The sequence below is a fragment of the Brevibacterium linens ATCC 9172 genome (assembly GCF_900169165.1).
Lineage (GTDB): Bacteria > Actinomycetota > Actinomycetes > Actinomycetales > Brevibacteriaceae > Brevibacterium > Brevibacterium linens.
In genome coordinates, this window is sequence record NZ_FXYY01000012.1 from 83646 (window position 1) to 99235 (window position 15590).

General features: G+C 66.2%; 14 protein-coding genes. 5 read left to right on the top strand and 9 right to left on the bottom strand.

Going from position 1 to position 15590, the window contains the following annotated elements; translation table 11 throughout:
• The first annotated feature begins 35 nt into the window (after window positions 1-35).
• Window positions 36-1937 (top strand): Stk1 family PASTA domain-containing Ser/Thr kinase, encoded by a 1902-nt coding sequence (pknB, locus tag BLIN9172_RS10775; RefSeq protein WP_101555088.1) that lies wholly within the window; start codon window positions 36-38, stop codon window positions 1935-1937.
• 63 nt (window positions 1938-2000) lie between these two features.
• Here pknB and BLIN9172_RS10780 read toward each other — a convergent pair whose 3' ends face one another.
• From BLIN9172_RS10780 to BLIN9172_RS10790, 4 genes are all read right to left on the bottom strand, one after another.
• Entirely contained in the window at window positions 2001-2513 is a 513-nt protein-coding gene (locus BLIN9172_RS10780) for a GyrI-like domain-containing protein (RefSeq protein ID WP_101555109.1), read from the bottom strand.
• 159 nt (window positions 2514-2672) lie between these two features.
• A complete protein-coding gene (locus tag BLIN9172_RS10785) occupies window positions 2673-3317 on the bottom strand; it encodes an anthranilate synthase component II (RefSeq protein WP_101555089.1) in 645 nt (214 codons plus the stop codon).
• Entirely contained in the window at window positions 3314-3484 is a 171-nt protein-coding gene (locus BLIN9172_RS18135) for a hypothetical protein (protein ID WP_167193066.1), read from the bottom strand. The genes BLIN9172_RS10785 and BLIN9172_RS18135 overlap by 4 nt, the downstream gene beginning before the upstream one ends.
• A 1-nt stretch (window position 3485) precedes the next feature.
• Window positions 3486-4559: a class E sortase gene (locus tag BLIN9172_RS10790; RefSeq protein ID WP_101555090.1), complete on the bottom strand. Its 1074-nt coding sequence runs from the start codon at window positions 4557-4559 to the stop codon at window positions 3486-3488.
• Window positions 4560-4868: 309 nt separating this feature from the next.
• Here BLIN9172_RS10790 and BLIN9172_RS10795 point away from each other — a divergent pair, with 309 nt between their 5' ends.
• On the top strand, window positions 4869-5561 hold the full coding sequence (locus BLIN9172_RS10795) for a cell division protein CrgA (protein WP_101555091.1): 693 nt from the start codon (window positions 4869-4871) through the stop codon (window positions 5559-5561).
• 395 nt (window positions 5562-5956) lie between these two features.
• Here the strand turns inward: BLIN9172_RS10795 and BLIN9172_RS10800 are convergent, their stop codons facing one another.
• Complete coding sequence (locus tag BLIN9172_RS10800) at window positions 5957-6652, bottom strand: rhomboid family intramembrane serine protease (protein ID WP_101555092.1); 696 nt, start codon at window positions 6650-6652, stop codon at window positions 5957-5959.
• A 37-nt stretch (window positions 6653-6689) separates the two neighbouring features.
• A complete protein-coding gene (locus BLIN9172_RS10805; protein ID WP_101555093.1) occupies window positions 6690-7232 on the bottom strand; it encodes a peptidylprolyl isomerase in 543 nt (180 codons plus the stop codon).
• Between BLIN9172_RS10805 and BLIN9172_RS18140 the strand changes: the two genes are divergently transcribed.
• On the top strand, window positions 7231-7392 hold the full coding sequence (locus BLIN9172_RS18140; RefSeq protein ID WP_170286893.1) for a hypothetical protein: 162 nt from the start codon (window positions 7231-7233) through the stop codon (window positions 7390-7392). The genes BLIN9172_RS10805 and BLIN9172_RS18140 overlap by 2 nt on opposite strands.
• A gap of 16 nt (window positions 7393-7408) precedes the next feature.
• Window positions 7409-8149 carry a hypothetical protein gene (locus tag BLIN9172_RS10810; RefSeq protein WP_240812055.1) on the top strand — a complete coding sequence of 247 codons (741 nt, stop codon included), beginning with the start codon at window positions 7409-7411 and terminating at the stop codon, window positions 8147-8149.
• Between the two features lie 139 nt (window positions 8150-8288).
• Here the strand turns inward: BLIN9172_RS10810 and BLIN9172_RS10815 are convergent, their stop codons facing one another.
• Complete coding sequence (locus tag BLIN9172_RS10815) at window positions 8289-9545, bottom strand: MFS transporter (protein ID WP_101555094.1); 1257 nt, start codon at window positions 9543-9545, stop codon at window positions 8289-8291.
• A 29-nt stretch (window positions 9546-9574) separates the two neighbouring features.
• Window positions 9575-11314 (bottom strand): arginine--tRNA ligase, encoded by a 1740-nt coding sequence (gene argS, locus BLIN9172_RS10820; protein ID WP_101555095.1) that lies wholly within the window; start codon window positions 11312-11314, stop codon window positions 9575-9577.
• An 87-nt stretch (window positions 11315-11401) separates the two neighbouring features.
• Here argS and BLIN9172_RS10825 point away from each other — a divergent pair, with 87 nt between their 5' ends.
• The gene (locus BLIN9172_RS10825; RefSeq protein ID WP_240812054.1) at window positions 11402-14749 is read left to right on the top strand and encodes a S41 family peptidase; all 3348 of its coding nucleotides are present in this window, start codon (window positions 11402-11404) and stop codon (window positions 14747-14749) included.
• Window positions 14750-14917: 168 nt separating this feature from the next.
• Here the strand turns inward: BLIN9172_RS10825 and BLIN9172_RS10830 are convergent, their stop codons facing one another.
• A complete protein-coding gene (locus BLIN9172_RS10830) occupies window positions 14918-15508 on the bottom strand; it encodes a hypothetical protein (RefSeq protein WP_101555097.1) in 591 nt (196 codons plus the stop codon).
• Window positions 15509-15590: the final 82 nt, after the last annotated feature.

The following is a 15590-nucleotide window of genomic DNA, read 5'->3' on the forward strand; positions in this document are numbered from 1 at the left end:
ACCCACCGAACGGGTGAGACTAGCGGAGGACATACATGAGTGAACCCAAGGTTCTGTCGGGGCGTTACGAAGTTCGTGCGCTCCTCGGCCGTGGGGGCATGGCAGAAGTGCATGAGGGCGTCGACAACCGGCTGGGACGTCGCGTGGCCATCAAACTTCTGCGTTCCGATCTCGCCCGCGATCCGTCGTTCCATACCCGGCTCAAGCGCGAGGCCCAGTCGGCAGCCGGTCTCAACCATCCCGGAATCGTCTCCGTCTACGACTCCGGTGAAGAGGAATTCGTCGAATCCGGCGGCTCATCCGTGTCCGTGCCGTTCATCGTCATGGAATACGTCGAGGGTCAGACCCTGCGCGAAGTCCTCAACGAGCACGGCACACTCACCGTCGACGAGGCCCTCAACGTCATCGCCGGAGTCCTCGCCCCGCTCGAGTACTCCCACCGCAACGGCATCGTCCACCGCGACATCAAACCCGCGAACGTCATGCTCACCCCCGGGGGCGACATCAAGGTCATGGACTTCGGCATCGCCCGAGCGCTCAAGGACAATTCGGGGCTGACACAGACCCAGTCGGTCGTCGGCACCGCCCAGTACCTCTCCCCCGAGCAGGCCCGCGGCGAAGTCGTCGACGCCCGCTCCGACCTGTACTCGACCGCCTGCCTGCTCTACGAGCTGCTGGCCGGCCGTCCCCCGTTCGTCGGCGACTCCCAGCTGGCCGTGGCCTACCAGCATGTCGGGGAGACCCCGCAGCCGCCGAGCTTCTTCAATTCGGACATCCCACCGGCCGTCGACCGGCTCCTCCTCCACGCGCTGCTCAAGGACCGTGACGCCCGGTATCAGGATGCCTACACCTTCCGTGAGGACGTGCTCGCCGCCCGCGACGGCCGCCCCATGAGCTTCGAAGACGATGTCGAAGCCACTCAGGCGTACCCGATGATGGCCCCGCCCATGACCGCCCCGATGGCCCATGCCAACGAGGCCGATACCGCTCCCGAGACCGGACCGGTGTCGACGATCATGACCAACCAGGAGGAGCGTCCGCCGCAGAAGCGCTCCCGCGCCTGGGTCTGGATCGGCAGCATCTTCGTGCTCCTCGCCCTCGCCGCCGTGGCCCTGTGGGTGTACGAGATCAACAAGCCCGAACCGATCGTCCAGGTCGAAGTCACGGATGTGGCCAATATGGATGCCGACGAGGCCGAGGCGGCCCTCATGCAACAGGGCCTGCGAGTGAACACGGACGAGAAGTACAGCTCGGAAGTCGACAAGGGCAAGGCCATCGAAACCGATCCTCCGGGCGGTCAGAGGGTCGACAAGGACAGCGTGGTCAAGCTGATCATCTCCTCCGGCCCCGAGTCCGTGACGATCCCCGACGTCTCCGGAAAGACCGAGGAGGCGGCGCGGAAGATCCTCAACGATGCGGGGCTGCAGGCCGGCACCCATATCTCCCAGAATTCCCCGGATGTGGAGAAGGGCGTGGTCATCGAGACCAAGCCCGGTGACGGTCAGGAGGTCGATGTCGATTCGAATGTCGATCTCGTCGTGTCCTCAGGTCTCGTCGAGGTCCCCGATGTCACCGGCCAGACCGCCGAGAAGGCCTGCAAGACCCTCGAAGGCGATGAGTACCAGCTCACGTGCAAGACCGAAGAGGTCGAGACCGACGAACACGATGAGAAGAAGGTCTTCGAACAGTCCGCGACCGGCGGCAGCGAGGTCAAACAGGGCTCGGAGATCACGGTGAAGGTGGCCAAGAAACCGCCGGAGCCGTCGCCTTCGATTCCCTCGATCCCCGGAGGAATCCCGACCTCACCCGGCGGCGACAACGGCGGAGACGACGGCGGCGGAGATGACGAAGACAAGGACAAGGACAAGGACAAGGACAAGGATTCGATGGGCGGAGGGCTCTTCGACAACTGGACCGAAGGCATCATCGGCAACTGAAGCTCTCGGTCCTCGCAGCGCACAGCGGCCGGGTCAGTCATCGACTGGCCCGGCCGCTGTCTCTCACTCCAGGGTGAGGAACAGGTCGGTGCGCATATCGGCGGGATCCGCCTCGGGGCTTGGTTCGGTGACATAGAGCTCGATGAACGGCAGTCCCGGACGATGCCCGGCCGCCACCGCGTCCTTGAGCAGCTGTGCCCAGGATTCCCCGAGCCCGTCATATCCGCCGAGGTGGCTGCGCACGGCCATGGAGCCGCCGGGCAGCTGAGCGGGGATGACGATATGACCGCCGGCGATCGGCTCCGCGCTCTTCAGTCCCGCCGAGGTGGAGATCCCCACCTGCAGATCCACCGTTTCGCTCGGCTGCCGGGTGTAGAGGGCGAAGGCCGGTCCTGCGGGTTCGATTCCCGCCTCGGAGAGCACGGGGAAGAGCCCGTTGAACGTGGAATCGAAGAGTTCCGGCAGGTCCGACATGGGCACTTCGCGGGCCTCGACGACCGCCGCCGGAGTGGCCGGGACCTCGATGACGGTGAGTTCGGTGAACGGTTCCTCGCGCAGATAGGTCGGTTCTGACATCGTCGCTGTCTCCTGTTCGTCGCTCGTGCACGACCACTGTGTGCGTGCACGGCCCCCGACGCACATGCGGATCATCTGCGCACAGGGATCGCTGTGCTCACGATCATAACGATCGGCCACCTCGGCGAGAACCCTGAGACCCGGGATCGGCGGGAATTCTCAGGCGATCGCGGTCGCCAACGGGGACATGCCCGCCGCCGCCTGGGCGGCACCGTCGAGACCGCACACCTCGAGCCAGTTGCCGAGCATGAGGTACCCGCATTCGGTGAGCACGGATTCGGGGTGGAACTGGACGCCGAACAGGGGCTTCTCCCGGTGTTCGATGGCCATGACGATGCCGTCGTCGGTGCGGGCGGTGACGGCGAACTTCTCAAGATCGAGGGTCTCGTCGACGATCGCCAGCGAATGGTAGCGGGTGACGGTCAGCGGACTCGGGCAGCCGAAGAAGATGCCTTCGCCGTCGTGGGTGATGGTCGAGGTCTTGCCGTGCATGAGCACGGGAGAGTGGGTCACCTCGGCGCCGAACACCTCGCCGAGGGCCTGATGGCCCAGGCAGACGCCGAACACGGGCATGCCTGACGTCTCCGCCCAGGACAGCAGGGGCGGGCAGACTCCGGACTCGGCGGGCACGCCGGGACCCGGGGACAGGAGGACGCCGTCATAGGCGGCCACGGTGGCGGCCACCTCGGCGGCGGGGATGTCGTCGTTGCGGACGACATCGACGTCTGCGCCGAGCTCACGCAGATAGGACACGAGCGTATAGACGAAGCTGTCGTAGTTGTCGATGACGAGGATTGAGGTCATTGTTGTCCGGTCTCCGTCACGGTGGCGTTGTTGAAGGGCATGTACGGGGCGATCACGGGGAAGACGTACTGCATGAGCAGAAACACGACCGCCGCGATGAGGATGAGGGCGAAGATGAGTTTGACGACCCAGTTGCCCGGGAGGATCCGCCAGATGAATGCGTACATATCAGGCACCGCCGTTCTTGCTGACCTTGTCGTAGGCCTTCGAGTCCTTGATATTGTCCGGTGCTCCGTCGGTGGCCGGCGTCCAGTCCGTGAGTTCGGCATAGGCGACGTAGCGTTCCCTGGCGGAGAACATCGGGTTGCATGCCGTCATCGTCAGGATCCGGTCCTTGCCCTTGAAGTCGGGTGCGTCCGGCACGGGTGAGAGCACTTCGACGGCATCGGGGAGGATGATGTCGAAGTTGCGGAAGGTGTAGGTGTAGAAGCCGTCCTTCGTCTGGACGATGATCTCGTCGCCAGGGCGCAGGTTCGCGATCTGGTTGAGCGGCTTGCCGTAGGTCACGCGGTGGCCGGCGATGGAGAAGTTGCCGACCTCGCCGGGCATCGCCGAGTTCGGATAGCGGCCCACGCCCATCCGGTTGAGCACGGGTTCGAGGTCGACGCCCTCGGCGACGGTGCGGTAGTAGTCGTCGCCGAAGCGCGGGATGTAGAAGATGCCGAAGGCCTCGTTCTTGCCCGCGGGTTCGGCGACCACGGGTTCGTCCGGATCGTCGGACAGTTCGTTCGGGTCCTGATTCGCCCAGTCCTGAGTGAGTTCGTCGGCGAGCACTTCGTTGTCGCGGTTGGCCTGGATGTCCGTCCACCACAGCTGCCAGACGACGAAGAGGATGAGGACGAGGCCGGCCGTGATGCACAGTTCGCCGAAAGTGCGCACGGTCCCGCGGATCGGGCCGAGCGGTTCCTTCGCCGTGGGCTGACGCCGACGCCGCTGTCGGGTTGGGGGAAGCTGGGGCTGGTCCTCGCCGAGGCGGCCCTGCGGGGATTGTCCGCCGTGACCCTGCGGGACCGCGGGCGGGGCTTGAGTGGCCTGGGCGTGCGTGGGCTGAGACTGTTCGAAGACGGGCGGGACGTCGGAGTATACGGCGGTCGGTTCGCCCTGGACTGCGGCGGCCTCGGCTTCCCTGCGCCGCAGCTCGCGTCGGCTGGGCAGCGGCTGGTCACCGGCGGCAACGGAGCCGCCCGCGGACCGAGCGGATGAGTGACCGACCGGCTGATCGGCAGAGTGGGAGGTGGACATCCGTCTCTGAGCAGGACGGATAGTGGGTCGCGAGGGCGGATTCACGCCCGGTTCGTTACCCGAGGAGGAACTATTCACCACTTCTGCTCCGTGACTGTCACTGCATTGTCGGGGGCCGTCGAAGAAGACAGGCGGGGACACCCCTATGCACCTTATCCTATGGGAATCTTCGTTCGGGGCGCGCTCGGGGCGCTTTCAGGGTAGTCGGAGTTTTTCACTGTGACCCCCGCCCCGAGTAGACTGGTCTGCGATCGTCCCCAACCATTCATTCGGCGACCCCAACGACGGTCGACCGACAAAGGAGTACTTGTGGCCAAGTCCAAAGGACGCCCCCAGCGCACTTCTCGCACTTCGTCGGCGGCCAAGGCGAAGCAGGCCGAGTCCGCTGAAGCGGTCGAGGCCGCCGAGGTCGAGGAGCTCGAGACCGATTCGCTCGACACCGATGTCACCGATGCTGCGGACGAAGAATCGGCTGCGACCGAATCCGCTGCGGACGATCTGACGGACGATTCCGCGGACGAGGACGCTGAGAGCGACGAGGACACTGAGGGCAAGGCCTCCGACAAGGATTCCGCGAAGGACTCCGAGACCGCGGCTGCCGGGAAGAAGGACGCGGCGGCCAAGGGTGCGAAGTCGTCGAAGACCTCGGACTCGAAGACCTCGGACTCGAAGGCCTCCGGTTCCACATCATCGGCCTCCAAGGCAACCGGTTCGAAGGGTGCGGCTGCCAAGCGCACCTCCCGTTCGGGCAATCCGGCCAAGCGGTCCCAGGGACGCAAGACCGCGAGCTACACCTCGACCTCGGGCCAGCAGACGATCAAGCCGAACCCGAGCTGGTTCCTGCCGGTGCTCATCGGCCTGCTGCTCGTCGGCCTGATCTGGCTCGTCACCTTCTACATCACTCAGGGTGCTTTCCCCGTCGAAGCCTGGGGCAACTGGAACATCCTCATCGGCTTCGCCTTCTTCGTGGCGGGTCTGATCATGTCCACACGCTGGCGGTAGCCGGTCCCGGCCGCAATCGCTTCGATTGTCTGGTCGGTCCGCGGTGATTCTCACGCTCAGAACACCGCGGATCGACCAGACATTCTGCATTCACCAGGACTTTCGCGCACCCCGCCAGCCGCTGCCCCGTATCAACAATCCACAAGCGCCGAGTTATACCCAAGCCGGGTTCGTCACTTGTGGAAAACTTATTTTGGCTCTCTGACCAGGTTAAACACACACGTGTAAGTTATCCACGTTGTGGATAGAGCTTGTGGACAAAGATTTTTCCACCGAAGAGTGCACACAGATCGGCTTTTGTCTGGTAAAAGCCTGACAACGCCGAGGAGGCTCTCCGCACCTGCCGATCGTCTCGAACTCAGAGGCCGAACCCGGGAGCGGAGCCCGGACCGCGCTCACAGCCCGAGGCCGGCCATCTTCCACGCCCCGCCGACCGCCATGAGCACCACCAGGCCGACCGAGCTCGCCGTGAACACGAACGTCCGGGACCGCTGTGGTCCCAGCAGCCCAGCACAGCCGAGCACGAAGCCGGTGATCAGACCGCCGAGGTGGGACTCCCAGGACACCCCCGGAACGAGGAGTCCATAGCCGAAGTTGAGCGCGACGAATACGAGAACCCCGGTGATGTTCCGGTCGAGGCGGCGTGTCGGGGCCAAGAGGACGCCGATGATCGCGAACACCGCGCCCGACGCACCGATGTGGTTCGTCACCCAATCGACGCTGAAGGGGTCTGCCAGCAGGAGCACCATGGCCGAACCACCGGCGGTGCCGATGATGTAGACGGTCAGGAACGTCCAATGCCCCAGGGCTCGTTCGACGAAGGATCCGAAGAAGAACAGCCCGATCATGTTCGCCAGCAGGTGGAACGGTGAGGGCTCCTCGTGGACGAGGGCGACCGAGAGCACCCGCCACGGCTGGTCGAGCGTGAGCGCGGGAACGAAGCTCAGCCGCCGCAGCAGGTCGAGGCCGGGTATGAGCTCCGCGAGAAAAGCCACGATGGTGACGATGAGGAGCGTGCGGGTGATCAGCGGCGGGGATGCAGAGAGGGCCCGGCCGGTTTCCCGTGCCGAGCCCTCCTCAGGTGTGTCCATCACACCATGGTACTCAGTGTCCTCTGCGGACGGTGACTCACTTCGCGGTGATGTCGACCTTCTCGATGACGACCGGTTCGACCGGCTTGTCCATCGCAGCGGTGCGCACACCCTCGATCTCGTCGACGACCTTCTGGCTGGCTTCATCGGCGACCTCGCCGAAGATGGTGTGCTTGCCGTTGAGCCAGGGGGTCTCGGCGGTGGTGATGAAGAACTGCGAGCCGTTGGTGCCGCGTCCCATCTGCTTGCCGGCGTTGGCCATGGCCAGCAGGTATTTGCGGTCGAACTGCAGTTCGGGGTGGATCTCGTCGTCGAAGGTGTAGCCGGGTCCGCCGGTGCCGGTGCCCAGCGGGCAGCCGCCCTGGATCATGAAGTTCGAGATGATGCGGTGGAAGCCGAGTCCGTCGAAGAAGGGACGCTTGGTCGGCTCGCCGGTCGAGGGATCGGTGAACTCACGCTCGCCCTGGGCCAGTTCGACGAAGTTGGCCACGGTCTTCGGAGCATGGTTGCCGAAGAGGTTGATGGTGATGTCACCGTGGTTGGTGTGCAGGACTGCGGTATGCGTTGAGGATGTAGTCATGACTTCATTCTTCCACGCCGAGGCGGCGAATGCAGTTTCGCACCATGCCCGTTGCCCAACCTGTCAGGCGATCCGCAGACAATTCGATGACATCCGCTGTCCCCAGGTTTGCCCCGAGGCCGTAGACTGGTCGGTGATCACCTTGACCACCGACATCTAAGGATTGGGAACAGTTTATGTCGAAGAAGCCCACTCGAGATCAGCTCACTTCGAAGCTCGATTCCGCGAAGCAGACGTCCCTCCGAGTCCTGGCAGATGCCAGCGAGACCGCAGCCCCGAAGCTGCGTGAGGCCGCCGACAAGGCCCGCCCCCAGGTCGAGGCACTGGCAGGCAAGGCCGAAGAGTTCGCCGAGAAGGCACGTCCGCAGGTCGAAGCTCTGGCCGACAAGGCCAATGATCAGGTCCACAACTGGGCCGACAAGCTCGAGTCCTACCGTCCCGAAGCGACCGAACGCGCAGGCAAGTTCGCATCGAACGCCGCATCGTCGCTGTCCGCGGTCGAGACCCCGAAGCTCATCGATGATCTGGCTGTCCGCCTCACCGGTGATAAGAAGGCCATGAAGAAGGCTCGCAAGGCCCTCGCCAATGCCGGCAAGCGCATCGAGAAGGACACCGCTCGCAAGTCCGGTGGCGGAAAGGCCGCACTCGTGTGGACTCTCGTCATCGGTTCGGCCGCCGGAATCGGCTACTACGTGTGGAAGAAGGCCCAGCCGGTCGAGGATCCCTGGTCGACCCCGCTGCCGAACAACCGTCCCGCCGATGCCCGTCCGGTCGGTTCGACCCCGGCTTCGCGTCAGGCCGCCGCCACCGAGGTCTCGCAGACCGCCGTGCCGTCGACCAAGGCCGAGGCCGCGGACGAGGTTCCCGCTCCGAAGCCGGCTTCGAAGTCCGCTGAAGGCTCGGACGTCAAGCACTGAGTCACGACCGTCACCGAGGCGGCCCACCAATACGGTGGGCCGCCTCGTCGTTTCTACGGGTATTGAGCCCTTATTGCTACCTGACGGCGGCTCAGCAACCTCGCGCGAGGTTGCTGAGCCGCCGTCAGGTAGCAATTGCTTATTCGGGGTCGAGGACCTCGCGCCCGTTGCGAGGGAGTCCGCCGGCTCGGCGGGCGGCCACGAGCCCTGTGATCGTGAACGCGAGGGTGGCGGCGAGGATGAGCAGCAGCGTGGCCGTCCATCCGGCGGTGGCGGTGTTGAGCCAACCGGCGAACGGCGGGGCCAGGGTCGCGGCGAGGTAGCCGCCGAACTGCACACGCGCCGAAGCGGACGCGGTCTGGGCGTCGCTGCCGGCGGTGCGGGCGATGATCGAGAAGATCGCCGTGAACCCGCCGCCCTGGGCGATGCCGCCGGTGGTCGCCCACAGCCAGTAGGCGCCGGGTGCCGCCAGCAGTCCCACGGGCAGGGACAGCCAGAGGACCGCGACGATCGCCACGGGCACCCACGGCTTCGACTTCACGGCCAGCAGCGGCACTCCGAAGGCACCGAGGATCGCCGCGATCTGGAACAGGGACGCCGTGCCTCCGGCGGCGGTCGGGGCGAGCCCGATCGTGTCACTGAGGTAGCTCGGCAGCCACGTCGTCGTCGTGTAGTAGGCGGTCGACTGGCCGGAGAACGTGATGATGAGCAGGGTGATGATCAACCGGAAAGAGGCCGGAGCCTCGGCCCACGAGGGCTTCACGACGGGGGCGGCCGCCTCGGTGATGGACGCGTCGTCAGCGGAATCGACGGCCTCCGCGGCAGCGCGGGCAGCCTCACCCTCGCGGCGCACGCGCACGCGGATGAGCACCATCCAGAAACCGAGGCCTGCGAAAGCGAGACCGCCCCATGCGGCCAGCGCCCAGCGCCAGCCGAAGGCCGCGGCCAGCGGGCCGGTGCCGATGAGAGTGGCCATCGACCCGACGTTCATCATCGCCGAATACAGGCCGGTGACCAAGGACACCTGTTCCCACGGGACCTCGCGGCGGATGATCACGGGCACGACGATATTGCCCAAGGTGATCGCCAGGCCGATGATGCCGGTGCCCGCGAGCACCAGCCAGGACGGGCCGACCGAACGCAGAACGGTACCCAGCAGGACACCCGACAGGCACGCGAGAACCGTGGCTTCGGCCCCGAGGCGGGTGATGAACTTCCCCGCCAGCGGCGTGGCCAGAGCGAACAGCAGGACCGGCAGGCCGGTGAGCAGACCGAGTCCGGCCGCGCTGAACCCCGTGCCCTCCTGGATGTCGGGCAGGATCGCGGTCGGCGCGATGATCGGGGTGCGCAGATTGAGGGCGAGGATGACGATGCCCAGAACGATCCAGGGCAGCATCCTCTTTGCGGTCGGCCGCTGAGGCGAACTCACATCCGCTCGGGCACGCGGATGCCGAGCACCCCGAGACCGGCCTGGAGGACCTCGAGCACGATCGCCGAGAGCCGCAGGCGGGAGTCGCGCAGCTCAGGGGTCTCGGCGATGAGCACCGGGCACTGCTCGTAGAACGAGGTGAATGCCTGGGCGAGATCGAACAGGTAGGTGCACAGTCGGTGGGGCGTCGACCCGGCGGCCACCTCGGTGACCACATCGGCGAAGCCGAGGATCGACAGCGCGAGCTCGCGTTCGGCAGCCTCGCCGAGGCTGATCGCGGCGTTCGCGACCTGGGAGGCGTCGACGCCTTCGGCTTCGGCTTTGCGGCCGATGGAGCGGATGCGGGCGCCGGCGTACTGGAGGTACGGGGCGGTGTTGCCGATGGGGGCGAGCATCCGATCGAGATCGAAGGTGTAGGAGGTGTCGTGCGCGACGGACAGATCGGCGTACTTCACCGCACCGATGCCGACGATGCGGGCGACCTCGTCGGCTTCCGCAGGCTCGAAGTCCACACTCGACTCCGCCAGTGTCGCCTTCGCCCGGGTCACTGCCTCTTCGAGGAGCTCGGCCAGGCGCAGCGGGGCGCCGGAGCGGGTGCGCAGGATCTTGCCGTCGGAACCGAGCACATTGCCGATCTTCACGTGTTCGGGACTGAAGGTCTCCGGCAGCCAGCCGGCTGCGCGGGCGACGGTGAAGACCATGTCGAAGTGCATGGCCTGCGGGGTGCCGACGACGTAGAGGGCACGGTTCACACCGAGGTTGACCGCCCGGTTGCGCACGGCGGCGAGGTCCGTCGTGGCGTAGCCGTAGCCGCCGTCGGATTTGCGGATGATGAGCGGCAGGGGTTCGCCCTCACGGCCGGTGAAGCCTTCGGGGAACACGCACAGCGCACCATCGGAGATCGTCGCCAGGCCTTTGGCTTCGAGCTCGTCGCAGACCTCGGCCAGCACATCGTTGTAAGTGGACTCGCCGGCGAGGTCGTCGTCGGTGAGGGTGACGTCGAGGAGCGAGTAGATGCGGTTGAAGTATTCGCGGGAGTAGCCGACGAGCGTCGTCCACAGACCCAGGGTCTCTTCGTCGCCGCCCTGGAGCTTGACGACGCGGGCCCGCGAACGCGTGGCGAAGGCCTCGTCGGAATCGAACTTCGCCCGGGCAGCCTGGTAGAAGGCGTTCGGGTTCTCGGACACCTCGGAGGCCTCGGCCGAGTCGACGCCGACGTCGAGGAGGTGCTCGATGAGCATGCCGAACGGTGTGCCCCAGTCGCCGATGTGGTTCTGGCGGATGACCGTGTTGCCGAGGAATTCGTGGGTGCGGGCCAGGGCGTCACCGACGACGGTGGTGCGCAGGTGGCCGACGTGCATCTCCTTGGCCACATTCGGGGCCGAATAGTCGATGGCGATGGTCTGCGGATCGGTGTTCTCCGGGGCGGCGGCGACTCCGCCTGCGGTCAGGGTGGAGGCGAGGAATTCGGGGGTGAACGTGAGGTTGATGAACCCGGGTCCCGAGATCTCCGGGGTCTCGCAGACGCCCTCGAGGTCGAGATTCTCGACGATCTGCGCGGCGATATCGCGCGGCTTCGACTTCAGTTCCTTGGCCAGCGGCAGGGCCACATTGGCCTGGAAGTCTGCAAACTGGCTGCTGCGGATGACGGGATCGCGCCTGGCGAAGTCCTCACCGAAGGCCTGGATGAGGGCGGCGGCGAAACGGTCCGTGAGCACAGAAGTCAGAGATGGCATATGGCCATTCTATTGCCGGGTGCAAGTTGCCTGGACATCGGTTCCGGCCCTCGGTCGCCGCACAGTCGAGCTTGTAATGTGGGTCACGTGACTTATCTTCGCTATCCCCATATCCAGTCCGATCTCATCACCTTCACCGCCGACGACGATGTCTGGCTCGTGCCCTCCGCCGGCGGCCGCGCCTGGCGCCTGACCTCCGATCATGCGCCGGTCCGATCACCGAGGATCTCGCCCGACGGAGCGCATGTCGCGTTCGTGTCCTTCCGCACCGGCCAGCCGGAGCTCATGGTCGCCGAGGTGGCCACCGGGGCCCTGCGCCGGCTCACCTGGATGGGTTCGACGGCGTTGACGATGCTCGGCTGGGCCGATGTGACCCATGTCCTCGTCGGTGCGAATGCCGGGGAGTTCGAGGTCCGCAACCATGTCGTGAAGTCAGTGAGCCTGAACGGTGACGTCGATCGGCTGTCGTTCGGTCGCGCTTCGGGTCTGGCCCGGCACCATACGGGAGTGACGGCGCTGTCGACCCCGTTCTCCCGTCCGCCGGCACACTGGAAGCGCTACCGCGGAGGCACCGCGCCGAGGCTGTGGCTCGATCGGGTCGGAGGCTCGAATGCCGACGGCATCGGCGATGGGTCCGGGGCCCGGTGGCAGCGCCTGCTGCGCGAGGACGAGGCCTCGCTGACGGATCCGCTGTGGGTCGGCGATTCGCTCGTCTTCGCCTCGGACCGGGCCGCGACCTTCCCTCACCATGCCGATGAGCAGGCGAACCTGTGGATCATCGACGGTCTGGCCACCTCGGCGAATGTGGGTGGGGCCGCCTCGACGAACCCGGACGCCGCGATCGAACCGCGCCAGCTCACTCACCAGACCGAGGCCGACGGCTATGTCCGTGACGCCACGACCGACGGCACCCGCATCGTCTGGCACTCCCGTGGGCAGATCAAGATCCTCGATAGCCTCGATGCGGCCGTCCGCACCCTCGCAGTGACTCTGCCGGGCACTCAGGTGCAGCCGCTGAGCCTCGATCCGAAGACCGGGCTCAACAGCATCAGCCCTGACCAGGCAGGCAATGCCTCGGTCGTGGAATGGCGCGGCAAGACCTTCTGGCTCGCCCACCGCGAAGGTCCGGCCCGGGCACTGTGCGCGGATTCGTCGATCCGCACCCGCGAACCCCTCGTCCTCGGGGACACGGGTTACGCCGCATACATCACGGATGTCGAAGGGGAGGACGCGATCGAGGTCGCGTCCGTGACCGGGGACAAGCCGCCTCGGCGAATCGGGGCCGGAGCCCTGGGACGGGTCCTTCACCTGCAGGCGGATCCGGCGGGGAAGATGCTCGCCACGATCTCCCACGACGGATCGATTCGGACCGTCGAGGTGGGCAACGGGCGGACGCGGCTGGTCGGGCATTCGAGTCATGGCGAGGCGCGGGATCCGCGGTTCTCACCCGATGGGAAGTACCTCGTGTGGTCGCAGCCGACGCAGGGTGAGGAGCTGCTCGCGCAGCTGATGATCGCCGAGGTGAAGTCGGATCGTCAGGCCCAGCCGCTGACGACGGGCAAGTTCAACGACTTCTCACCGACCTTCACCCGCGATGGGAAGTTCGTCGCGTTCCTCTCCGATCGCACCTTCGATCCCTCGTACAACCAGCATTCCTTCGACCTGTCGTTCAACGGCGTCACCCGACCGTGGCTGCTGCCCTTGGCCGCCGATGAGCCCGCACCGTTCGGACCGAGCGCCGGCGGGTGGGCGATCAGCGAGGTCACCGAGGAGGCCAAATCCGAGCGTGGACGCGGGGACAAGACCGTCGCCACCGTCGAGGTCGAACTCGAGGGCGCGGAGGAACGCATCGTGCCGTTCCCCGTCGCCTCGGGGGTCTTCCGTGATCTCGACTCCGCCGAGGGCGGCCTCGTCTGGCTGCGCACCGGCGACGTCGAGGCCGGTGAGCTCGGCACACAGAGGGCCGGAGATACCGGTGACAAACCCGCCGAGGTGGTCCAGTACTTCGACTTCGCCAAGCGGAAGATCACCACCGTCGTCGACAAGGCCGACGAGTACGAGATCTCAGGAGACGGCAAGCTGCTCGTCGTGCGCAGCGACGATGCGATCAGCGTGGTGCCTGCGAACCGGAAGGTCGAGGCCGACGATGATGAGTTCGTCTCCGTCGACCTGTCGCGTCTGCGGTTCGAACTCGACCGTCGGGCCGAGTGGCTGCAGATGTTCGAGGAGAACTCGCGGATCATGCGCGACCACTATTGGCGCGAAGACATGAACGGGGTCGATTGGGAGTCGGTCACGCTGCGCTGGCGTGCCGTGGCCGCGAAGGCCCTGACTCACGACGATCTCGTGGACGTGCTGTGGGAGACCGTGGGTGAGCTCAACACCTCGCATGCTTATGTCAGCCCGCCGTCGGGGCTCGGCGATGGGTCGAAGAAGCTCGGCTTCCTCGGTGCGGATCTCGCCAAGACGGCGGATGGATGGACGATTGAGCGCATCCTTCCCGGTGAGAGCAGTGAACCGGATGCCAGGTCGCCGCTTCGGCAGGCTGGCGTCGGGGCCCAGCCCGGCGATGTCATCGTCGCCGTGAATGGTCAGCCCGTCGACGAGGCGGCCGGTCCCGCCGCTCATCTGCAGGGCGCCGCGGACACGATCGTCGAGCTCACTCTGCGCCGCGGTCGCAAGGACCGCACGGTCGCGGTCATTCCGCTGGCCAGTGAGGAGAAGCTGCGCTACCAGGATTGGGTGCGTTCGCGCCGGGAGTATGTGGCCGAGAAGTCCGCCGGCCGCATCGGCTACGTCCATGTCCCGGACATGACCTCCTACGGTTGGGCGCAGCTTCACCGGGATCTGCGACAGGCCATGGGCTGCGAGGGTGTCATCGCCGATGTGCGTTTCAACCGCGGCGGGCACACGAGCGCGCTCGTGGCCGAACGCTTCGCCGACCAAGTGGTTGCCTGGGGTGCGGCTCGCAGCTATGACCAGATGGACCGGGACCCCGAGGATGCTCCGCGCGGCCCCGTCGTCTTCGTGGCCAATGAGTTCTCCGGATCCGACGGCGACATCATCAACGCGCGGGTGCAGGCCAGGGGCATCGGCCCGGTCGTCGGTGTGCGCACGTGGGGCGGAGTCGTCGGCATCGACGGTCGCTACGACCTCGTCGACGGCACCGGTGTGACCCAGCCGCGCTACTCCTTCTGGATCGAGGGCAAGGGCTGGGACGTGGAGAACTACGGCGTCGAACCCGATATCGAGGTCGAGCACGATCCCGGTCAGCTCTTCGCCGCCGACGATCCGCAGCTCGATCGCGCCATCGCCGAGGTGTTCGCCGGCCTGGAGGACCGTCCCGCCGCTCAGGCACCGGAGTTCCCACCCCCGCGCGTGCAGCCGCTGAAGAAGGACGGATCCGGCGTCCCCGAGGCTCCTGCCGAGGACTGATCTCCCGCCACCGAGTGGCCGCCAGCGCACGCGAAGCGACGTGAGGGGCCGCCCGGTCCGGCCATGTCGTGGGGAGTCATCGGGTTCTGATCCAGTCATCGAGTTTTCTCCCGATGACTGGATCAGAACTCGATGTGCAACCGTACAAAACCCGATGCGTTCCAGGCTCTACCGTTCGGCCGGGATAAGGGCCCATATGGCGAAGGCGAGCAGCACGAAGCCCGAGATGACGCCGCTGATGACGGGGATGAACGCCGGAGCCGCCGCGAAGAAGGCGATGAACCCGCCGATTCCGCAGAGGGTGACGACGGTGGCGAGCACATGGAAGCGGTCGAGCCCGAACACGCGGCCGAGCGCGTAGAAATGAGTGCCGACGACCACGGCCACCCATGCCACTCCGAGTCCGGGGTGGCCGAGGCTCGAGAGCACCCGGGCCCCGGCGAAGAGTGCGATCGCCTCGATGAGGACGATGATCCAATACGCTCGGCCGAACGGCGGCTCGCGGCGGCGCCCGGGTTCACGATCCTCCGCTGACATCGTCTGCCTGCGTTCGGCCCGGAGACGCACGAGGGACCGCACCGCGACGACCGCAATGGTTCCGAAGGCGATGATTCCCGTGGCCATGACCAGCGTCCGGCCCAGCGAGGAGAACGATGAGCTGTTGATGATGAGGAACAGCAGTCCGAATGCCCCTCCGATCAGGGCGCCGATCTCGGCTCCTTCGGCGGTGCGGGGTCGGGTGGCGGGGGATTCGGGCATCGTCGTCCTGTCATGGTGAGCGCGTCGACCCTGTTGACCGACACAAGTGTGGCGCTCGTGCACGCTCCATTCTTACACCGCT

Bases quoted from the DNA above. Each gene is read 5' to 3' on its own strand.
- pknB (WP_101555088.1), top strand. From the start codon at position 36: ATGAGTGAACCCAAGGTTCTGTCGGGGCGTTACGAAGTTCGTGCGCTC.
- BLIN9172_RS10780 (WP_101555109.1), bottom strand. From the start codon at position 2,513: ATGTCAGAACCGACCTATCTGCGCGAGGAACCGTTCACCGAACTCACC.
- BLIN9172_RS10785 (WP_101555089.1), bottom strand. From the start codon at position 3,317: ATGACCTCAATCCTCGTCATCGACAACTACGACAGCTTCGTCTATACG.
- BLIN9172_RS18135 (WP_167193066.1), bottom strand. From the start codon at position 3,484: ATGTACGCATTCATCTGGCGGATCCTCCCGGGCAACTGGGTCGTCAAA.
- BLIN9172_RS10790 (WP_101555090.1), bottom strand. From the start codon at position 4,559: ATGTCCACCTCCCACTCTGCCGATCAGCCGGTCGGTCACTCATCCGCT.
- BLIN9172_RS10800 (WP_101555092.1), bottom strand. From the start codon at position 6,652: ATGGACACACCTGAGGAGGGCTCGGCACGGGAAACCGGCCGGGCCCTC.
- BLIN9172_RS18140 (WP_170286893.1), top strand. From the start codon at position 7,231: ATGACTTCATTCTTCCACGCCGAGGCGGCGAATGCAGTTTCGCACCAT.
- BLIN9172_RS10805 (WP_101555093.1), bottom strand. From the start codon at position 7,232: ATGACTACATCCTCAACGCATACCGCAGTCCTGCACACCAACCACGGT.
- BLIN9172_RS10810 (WP_240812055.1), top strand. From the start codon at position 7,409: ATGTCGAAGAAGCCCACTCGAGATCAGCTCACTTCGAAGCTCGATTCC.
- BLIN9172_RS10815 (WP_101555094.1), bottom strand. From the start codon at position 9,545: ATGCTGCCCTGGATCGTTCTGGGCATCGTCATCCTCGCCCTCAATCTG.
- argS (WP_101555095.1), bottom strand. From the start codon at position 11,314: ATGCCATCTCTGACTTCTGTGCTCACGGACCGTTTCGCCGCCGCCCTC.
- BLIN9172_RS10830 (WP_101555097.1), bottom strand. From the start codon at position 15,508: ATGCCCGAATCCCCCGCCACCCGACCCCGCACCGCCGAAGGAGCCGAG.